Genomic DNA, 7,041 nt, shown 5'->3' with positions numbered 1-7,041 from the left:
TCGGCGTTGATGCTGAGCCAGCGCGCGAACAGGCGATCGACCAGGTGCAGCGCAATCCGTGCCGCCACCAGTGCGACGATGGTCAGTACGGTGGCGCGCAGGACAAACAGTAAGCCAAGGCGCCAGTCCAGCGCCCAGACGGCGAACAGCAGGATCAGGTAGACACCCGCCAGCAGATGCCAGGACTGTGCCAGCCGGCGCCTGAACAGGGTAAGCGCGCCGCGCCCCCGTGACTCGTCCTCACTCTCGCGGCCACGGATGCGTTCGGCGACAGAGCGGCGGTTCTGCAGGATCAGGACCAGCGCCATGAGAGTAACGACGAGCCCGAGCATGTGCAGCAGAGTCGTGTAGGTCGCCGCGCCGAGCCCAAGCAGCAACGCCGCCTGCAAAGCGAAGAAGCCGTAAATCGCCGTGGAGGCCAACCTGCGCAACCAGATCATGATGTAGTGCGCTGTCTCGTCGCTGGAGGGGATCAGGCGCATCGCCGGCTCGCCCTCGGCGAGCAGCCGGCTGCCGAGTGTCATCACCAGGCGCAAGATGATGGAAGCGCTGAGCCAGGCGAGGGCTACCAGGCGGGTCTCTTCTGGAGGCGACGCCACCGCCAGCACGGCGTAACCGGCCGCGGCGAAGGCGGCGATCGGAAGGAGGTCGACCAGGAACAGAAACACGGCGCCAATCAGCCGTCGCGGCCAGCCATCGCGGGCGGCGCCAACGATCTTGTTGCGCGGGGCCGCCAGCAACCGTGTCACGACCCGCGCGACCGCATAGGCAGAGATCAGTACCACGGCAAGCCACAGCAGGATGCTGACCCAGCGTGCGCGCTCTTCGGGATCCGTCGCCGCGTGCTCCAGCCATTGGTAGGTCTCCGGCAGGTGCTCGAGGGAACGTGCGACGTGGGTCAGTCCCGTGCCGAACACGGCGAGCCCCTCTGAGACCGATTGCATCAGATGGCCGGTGGCGGTCTGGATGTCCGGCACTGGCTCCGGCTCGTGGATCTCCGCCAAAATGCGCAGCTTGCGGACGAGCTCGCTGCGTGCCTGCTCGTCCTCAAGCGAGGCGATCAGCGCCTCGAACTCGGCGGTCGAGGGCGTCTCCGCGGCCGATGCACCCACGGCCCAGACCGCACCCAGCAGCCCCAGCACCAGAACGAATACAGCCAGCCGAAGGCGCGCCATGGCGTTCTTCACAGGCAAAGCTTTCCCCCCGGATCCGTGACAGGACTCCCGCATCAATGGTCGCCCATCAACAATGCCGTGGATACGAGGATGGCGCAACCGTCCTGCAAGAGTCCGGCGGTGAAAGCGCTGCCGGGGTGGCTGCGCGCTGGTGACGCCACGCAAGGGCGCGGGGTGCGGCAAGCGGCTCCATCAAGAAGGGGCGGCCCGCTGCTGCGGAAAAACCGCGGTACGTGACGGAACCCTGCCGTTACGGGCCGCTGTGGTGGGCTTCGTGATCAGTTGGAGCGTCGCCGACGTCCCGCGCCATATCGCGGAGTTGCTCGCGCTGCTGATCGCTCAGGAGGTCGTACATGGCGTTCCGCATCCGCACCTGTTCGGCCATCATCTCGCCGTGGACGTCGGCCATGCGGCCGTGAATTTCACGGATGGCATCCGGGTCTGGGCGGTCTTGCTGCAACTCGGCCATCAACTCGTCTCTCACATTCATCCCGTGCCCCATGCGCTCAAATTGCGCCGGACGGTGTTCTCGCATCAATTCACGCAACTCGCCGGGCTGCTCGGCCGAGAGCATCGCCCGCATCGCCTGCATCTCCTGCATCATTACCTTTCCGGGTCCCATCATGCCCATGCCGGGGCCCATGCCTTCCCCGGGTCCCATCATGCCCATGCCGGGGCCCATGCCTTCCCCGGATCCCATCATGCCCATGCCGGGGCCCATGCCTTCCCCGGATCCCATCATCTCCATGCTGCCTTCGTCGCCCATCATTCCCGCGCCCATGTCCTGGGCCAGCGTGACACCCGTGCCGCCGGCACCCAATGCCAGGGTCAGGCCGAGCGTCACCGCAACTGCTTGCGTGCGTGTTTTCATCGGTAATCTCCTTGTCATTTCCATCGAGTATTCAACCGAATCCAGATGCAACGGGAATTACGAAATTCCCCCGTGCATTAAAGACAGGCACCACGGCGATACCAAGGCGTATCAGTACCCAGTGGTGACGGCATTGGATCGGCGCCTGCTCCTCAGTAGCCGCTGTTCCGATGCTGCAGATCCCGTTCGCGCTGCTGGAACTCATCGTCATTCAATCTTCGCCCCGCGGGTACGGCGCGCCGCTAGGATCTCCAGAGCATTCCTGTCCCTGGAAGAAGACTTATCCGCGATGTTCCCCCCTCCAAAACGGCGCATAATGAATCCGACTGAAACGGCCGCGAGAACGAGAATCAGGATCCAAAAGACGATTCCAACCTCACGTCGGAAGGCATAGCCGTCCTTCACAAAAACATTTCATCGGGCCGGCCCCGGTGGCATTGACATCGGGCAGGTACGCAAGGCGCTTGCGGGCGAGCGGTCGGGGAATACAGACGACGCCGCCCCGCGTGCGTGATCAACGGGTTGTTTGGTCGGGCGCCGGTGCCGATCGGTAAAGGACTGCTTAGCAATCAGGAGATCGCGGTGAGAAGTGTCAAGGTGCTCGGCTTCAGTTGCGCGAACTGCAAGAGGGCCTACAAGCTGATTGAAGACACCGCGTGCGCGAAGGGTCTGGAAATTCATCTGGAGAAGGTCGAGGACGCCGCCGAAATCGCGCACCATGGGATCCTGTCGATGCCAGGCATTGTCGTCGATGGACAGGTGGTTTACATGGGCGGCGTGCCCTCGCGCTCGCTGGTCGAGAAGTGGCTGTCGTAGGCGTCATCGGTGCGCACCTGCAGGGACGGCCAGTCCTGGTCCCCTTTCAGAGCGGGGCTTGATTGGTTGGGAAGCTTCTGGCGGTTCCTCTGCAGTCAATGCGATTTTCCCTGACCGCGGAGGCTTCGTGTCAATCAGCAAACGGGGTGGCGGGCCGATCGGCCCGCCATCCGGAGTGCTTTACAGGGCGTGAGCGGCATCCCAGGGCTCGGAACCCATCACCACCGGCAGCGAGAGTTCGTTGCCCCAGTGGGCCCAGCCGCCGTTGTAGAGGCGCACGTCCTCGTAGCCCAGTGCCTTGAGCTGGATGTAGGCCATGGTGTTGCGGAAGCCGTCGTGGCAGTACGCGTAGATGGTCTTGTCCTTGGGGATGTCCGCGTACATCTCGGCCAGGTGTTCCAGCGAACGCCACTTCTGGCCATCCGTGCCCTGCAGACCTTCGACATTGACTGCGCCGGGGATGTGGCCGGCACGCACGGCGCCGTTCATCACCTCACCGGTGTACTGAATCTCGGGACGGGCGTCCAGCAATACAATGTTCTCGTCACGCAGCGAGTAGACATCGCGATAGATGTCGGTCCATTCGATGATCAACCCTTCGCGTGCCGGCTTCAGCGTCACGTTCCCGGGTGTCACGTCGGGCGCCTCGGTGGAGAGATCGTTGAACGCCTCCCATTCTCCCGTGCCGCCATCCATGATCCGGACCCGATCCATGTCGAAGCCGTACACGTCCAGCAGGAAATAGACGCGCGACGCCAACGCGGTGCGCGAGTCGTCGTAGATCACCACCAGCGAGTCGTCGTTCACGCCCCAGCCGCGCAGGGTTTCCTGGAAGGCGTCCATGGTCGGGTAGCGCATGACCGGAACGGCATGATTGTCGCCGAGATCGGAGAAGCGCTGGACCTGCCGCGCGCCGGGGATGTGGCCGACGGTGAAGTAGCGGTTCGGGTAATAGCGGACTTCGAGCAAAACCAGGGCGGGATCATCGATATGATCCTCCAGCCAGGTGGAGTCAACCAGGAAGTCGGGCCGGTCGGCCTTGGCAGGAACAGCGAGAGCCAAGAGTGCAAGCGCCATTGCGAATGCAAAAATGAGCTTGTTGCGGAGCATGAAAAACATAAGTGGGTTTCCTTTCTGGGGGTGTGTTTCTGCACGGGGCGGAAACTGTCTCTATGTGAACGTTTCAACCCTATTAGACGCAGAGCGACCCAGGATCCTTCCATGGCGGAAAACGCAGCGCGACAAGAAAGCCTGCTTGCCGATCGAAGGCCGTCGAGGCAAGGTCGATGATCAAGCGGGATGATAACCGCTGTAAGTGGCTCGGTATGCCCGTGGTCACGCGTTCGCTCTCTATGGGCAACGCCTGCGCGAATGTGGCTTGCAGCCCGGCGGACCCATTGCAATCTTTCAACTAGTCTTGTAGCGTAGAGACATGGAGCAGATCCGCGCAATCGTCGTTCTTGAATCGCTGGCCTCCGGGCTGCGCCTGGAGGTTTTCCGCTTGCTGGTACGCCAGGGTGCGCAGGGGATGGTGGCCGGAGAGATCTCCTCGACGCTGGACATCCCCCCGACCAACCTTTCCTTCCATCTGAAGAATCTGACCCACGCGGGCCTGGTGACGGTGGAGCAGGAGGGGCGGTTTCAACGGTACCGGGCGAACATGGCTCTGATGCTCGATCTGGTCGCCTACCTCACCGAGGAATGCTGTGCCGGTGACGCCGGACAATGCGAGAACCTGCGCGGTGCTTCCACGGTTTCGCCGGGCATCCTGCCCGCTCTGCGTCCGCACGCCGAAGCCGGTTCCTGAACAGCGCCGTCCCTTGAATCGTCTACACTCATCTAATAATTCAATCATCCATGGAGTCTCAGAATGATCAGCATCCAGGTTTTCGATCCCTCCCTCTGCTGCAGCACCGGCGTTTGTGGCGTCGACGTGGACCAGCAGCTGGTCGATTTCTCAGCTGATGCGGACTGGGCCAAGCGCAACGGGCTCACGATCGAGCGGCTCAATCTCTCCCAGCAGCCGCTCGACTTTGCCCAGAACGCTGCGGTGCGCGGGATTCTTCAGCGTTCGGGTGAGGAAGCCTTGCCGGTCGTCCTGGTCGACGGTCAGGTGGCTTTGACCGGGCGCTATCCGACCCGGGGCGAGCTGGCGCGCTGGGCCGGTCTGCCGGAACCCTCCAAAGTATTCAATATCGCCGCAGCGCCTCCGTGCTGTGGTAGTGGGACCGAGAGTTGAACATGGGCGATGTGCAACTGAACTTTCTGACCGACCCGCCGCGGTTTCTGTTTTTCACGGGCAAGGGCGGAGTGGGCAAGACCTCGATCGCCTGCGCGACGGCCATTCATCTGGCGGAAGCTGGACAGCGCGTGCTGCTCGTCAGCACCGACCCGGCGTCCAATGTCGGCCAGGTCTTTGGCATCGAGATCGGCAACCGGATCACCCCGGTGGACTCGGTCCCCGGGCTCGCGGCCCTGGAGATCGATCCACAGGCTGCGGCCCAGGGCTATCGGGACCGGATCGTCGGCCCGGTTCGCGGGGTACTGCCCGACGCCGTGGTGGCAGGCATCGAGGAGCAGCTCTCGGGCGCCTGCACCACCGAGATCGCCGCCTTCGACGAGTTCACGGCGCTGCTGACCGATTCCGAATTGATTGAGGGATATGCGCATATCGTGTTCGACACCGCGCCGACCGGTCACACCATCCGCCTGTTGCAGTTGCCGGGTGCCTGGAGTGGCTTCCTCGAGAGCGGCAAGGGCGACGCCTCCTGCCTGGGCCCGTTGGCCGGGCTGGAAAAGCAGCGCGAGCGCTACGGCGCCGCGGTGGCCGCGCTGGCCGATCCCGAGCGGACCCGCCTGATTCTGGTCGCCCGCCCGCAGCGGGGCAGCCTGCGCGAGGTCGCACGCACCCATGCGGAGCTTGCGACGATCGGATTGCGGCGCCAGCACCTGGTGATCAACGGCGTACTCCCCGCTGCCGAGGCGGCCACGGATGGGCTGGCGGGTGCCATGTATGAACGCGAGACATGGGCGATGGCGAATCTCCCCGCGCCCCTGCGCGACTTGCCGCGCGATCTGCTGCCGTTAAAGGCCTTCAACCTGGTGGGGATCGAAGCCCTGGGGCGTTTGTTCCAGGATGACGATGCCATGGATGTCGACGCCGTCGAGCGCGACGAGCCGGCCCAGGTTGCGCCGGATGCCCGGCCCCTGTCGGAGCTGGTCGAGGCGATCGCCGCCGATCAACACGGCCTGGTGCTGTTGATGGGGAAGGGAGGTGTCGGCAAGACCACGGTAGCTGCGGCCATTGCCGTGGCGCTGGCCGAACGGGGTCTGCCGGTGCATCTGACCACATCGGACCCGGCCGCGCATCTCTCGGAAACCCTGGCCGAGGATCTCGACGGGCTGACCGTCAGCCGGATCGACCCGCGGGAGGAAACCGAGCGTTACCGGCAGCACGTGCTGGAGACCAAGGGCAGCAAGCTCGACGGCGAAGGTCGCGCGCTGCTCGAGGAAGACCTGCGCTCACCCTGCACCGAGGAGATCGCCGTGTTCCAGGCCTTCTCGCGAATCATTCGCGAGGCCGGCCACAAGTTCGTGGTGATGGATACCGCCCCGACCGGGCACACCCTGCTGCTGCTCGATGCCACGGGCGCCTACCACCGCGAGGTGAGCCGGCAGATGGACGGTTCCAGTATCGGCTACACCACGCCCATGATGCAGCTTCAGGACCCGGCACAGACCAAGGTGTTGATCGTGACTCTGCCGGAAACAACCCCGGTGCTGGAGGCGGCGAACCTGCAGGCTGATCTGCGCAGGGCGGGCATCGAGCCCTGGGCCTGGGTGATCAACCAGAGCATTGCGGCGACCGCAACGCACTCGCCCTTGCTGCGCCGCCGCGCGCGCGCCGAACAGCCGCGGATCGCAGAGGTCGCGGATCAGTATGCGCAACGCCATGCGGTGGTCCCGGCATTGCGCGAAGAGCCGGTCGGGATGGAGCGTTTGCTGAAACTGCTCGATCCGATGCCATCACGGCCGGAGCCTGTTACTGGCCGTTATTGACGTGGTCCCTGAGCTCGACCAATCCTTCTCCTGATTTGCACGCATTCTCCGCGGGCACGGGAGATCGCATTGACCGCGCCGAAACCGCCAAAATCTTCGTCTGCAAAGGCTGCTGCAACC

The 7,041-nt window shown here is 64.0% G+C and carries 7 protein-coding genes; 4 read left to right on the top strand and 3 right to left on the bottom strand.

What is annotated here, in order from left to right:
- Together EA346_RS13775 and EA346_RS13770 are read right to left on the bottom strand one after the other, a co-directional pair.
- Positions 1-1,187 (bottom strand): hypothetical protein (locus tag EA346_RS13775; protein WP_296759564.1); only part of this gene is annotated, 1,187 nt, incomplete at its 3' end.
- A gap of 238 nt (positions 1,188-1,425) precedes the next feature.
- On the bottom strand, positions 1,426-2,046 hold the full coding sequence (locus EA346_RS13770) for a Spy/CpxP family protein refolding chaperone (protein ID WP_296759563.1): 621 nt from the start codon (positions 2,044-2,046) through the stop codon (positions 1,426-1,428).
- A gap of 582 nt (positions 2,047-2,628) precedes the next feature.
- Between EA346_RS13770 and EA346_RS13765 the strand changes: the two genes are divergently transcribed.
- A complete protein-coding gene (locus EA346_RS13765) occupies positions 2,629-2,862 on the top strand; it encodes a thioredoxin family protein (protein WP_296759561.1) in 234 nt (77 codons plus the stop codon).
- 180 nt (positions 2,863-3,042) lie between these two features.
- Here the strand turns inward: EA346_RS13765 and EA346_RS13760 are convergent, their stop codons facing one another.
- Positions 3,043-3,981, bottom strand: a complete 939-nt coding sequence (locus EA346_RS13760) for a rhodanese-like domain-containing protein (RefSeq protein WP_366755799.1) — start codon at positions 3,979-3,981, stop codon at positions 3,043-3,045.
- A gap of 313 nt (positions 3,982-4,294) precedes the next feature.
- On the opposite strand from EA346_RS13760, the gene EA346_RS13755 reads away from it, so the two are divergent.
- The 3 genes from EA346_RS13755 (at position 4,295) to arsA (ending at position 6,921) form a co-directional block, all read left to right on the top strand.
- Entirely contained in the window at positions 4,295-4,669 is a 375-nt protein-coding gene (locus tag EA346_RS13755) for a helix-turn-helix domain-containing protein (protein ID WP_296759559.1), read from the top strand.
- Positions 4,670-4,732: 63 nt separating this feature from the next.
- Positions 4,733-5,101: an arsenite efflux transporter metallochaperone ArsD gene (arsD, locus tag EA346_RS13750; protein ID WP_296759557.1), complete on the top strand. Its 369-nt coding sequence runs from the start codon at positions 4,733-4,735 to the stop codon at positions 5,099-5,101.
- Positions 5,102-5,118: 17 nt separating this feature from the next.
- Positions 5,119-6,921 (top strand): arsenical pump-driving ATPase, encoded by a 1,803-nt coding sequence (arsA, locus tag EA346_RS13745; RefSeq protein ID WP_366755800.1) that lies wholly within the window; start codon positions 5,119-5,121, stop codon positions 6,919-6,921.
- Positions 6,922-7,041 lie beyond the last annotated feature (120 nt).

It is taken from the genome of Thioalkalivibrio sp., from assembly GCF_007692535.1.
Lineage (GTDB): Bacteria > Pseudomonadota > Gammaproteobacteria > Ectothiorhodospirales > Ectothiorhodospiraceae > Thioalkalivibrio.
This window is presented reverse-complemented; position numbering and strand designations above follow the sequence as displayed.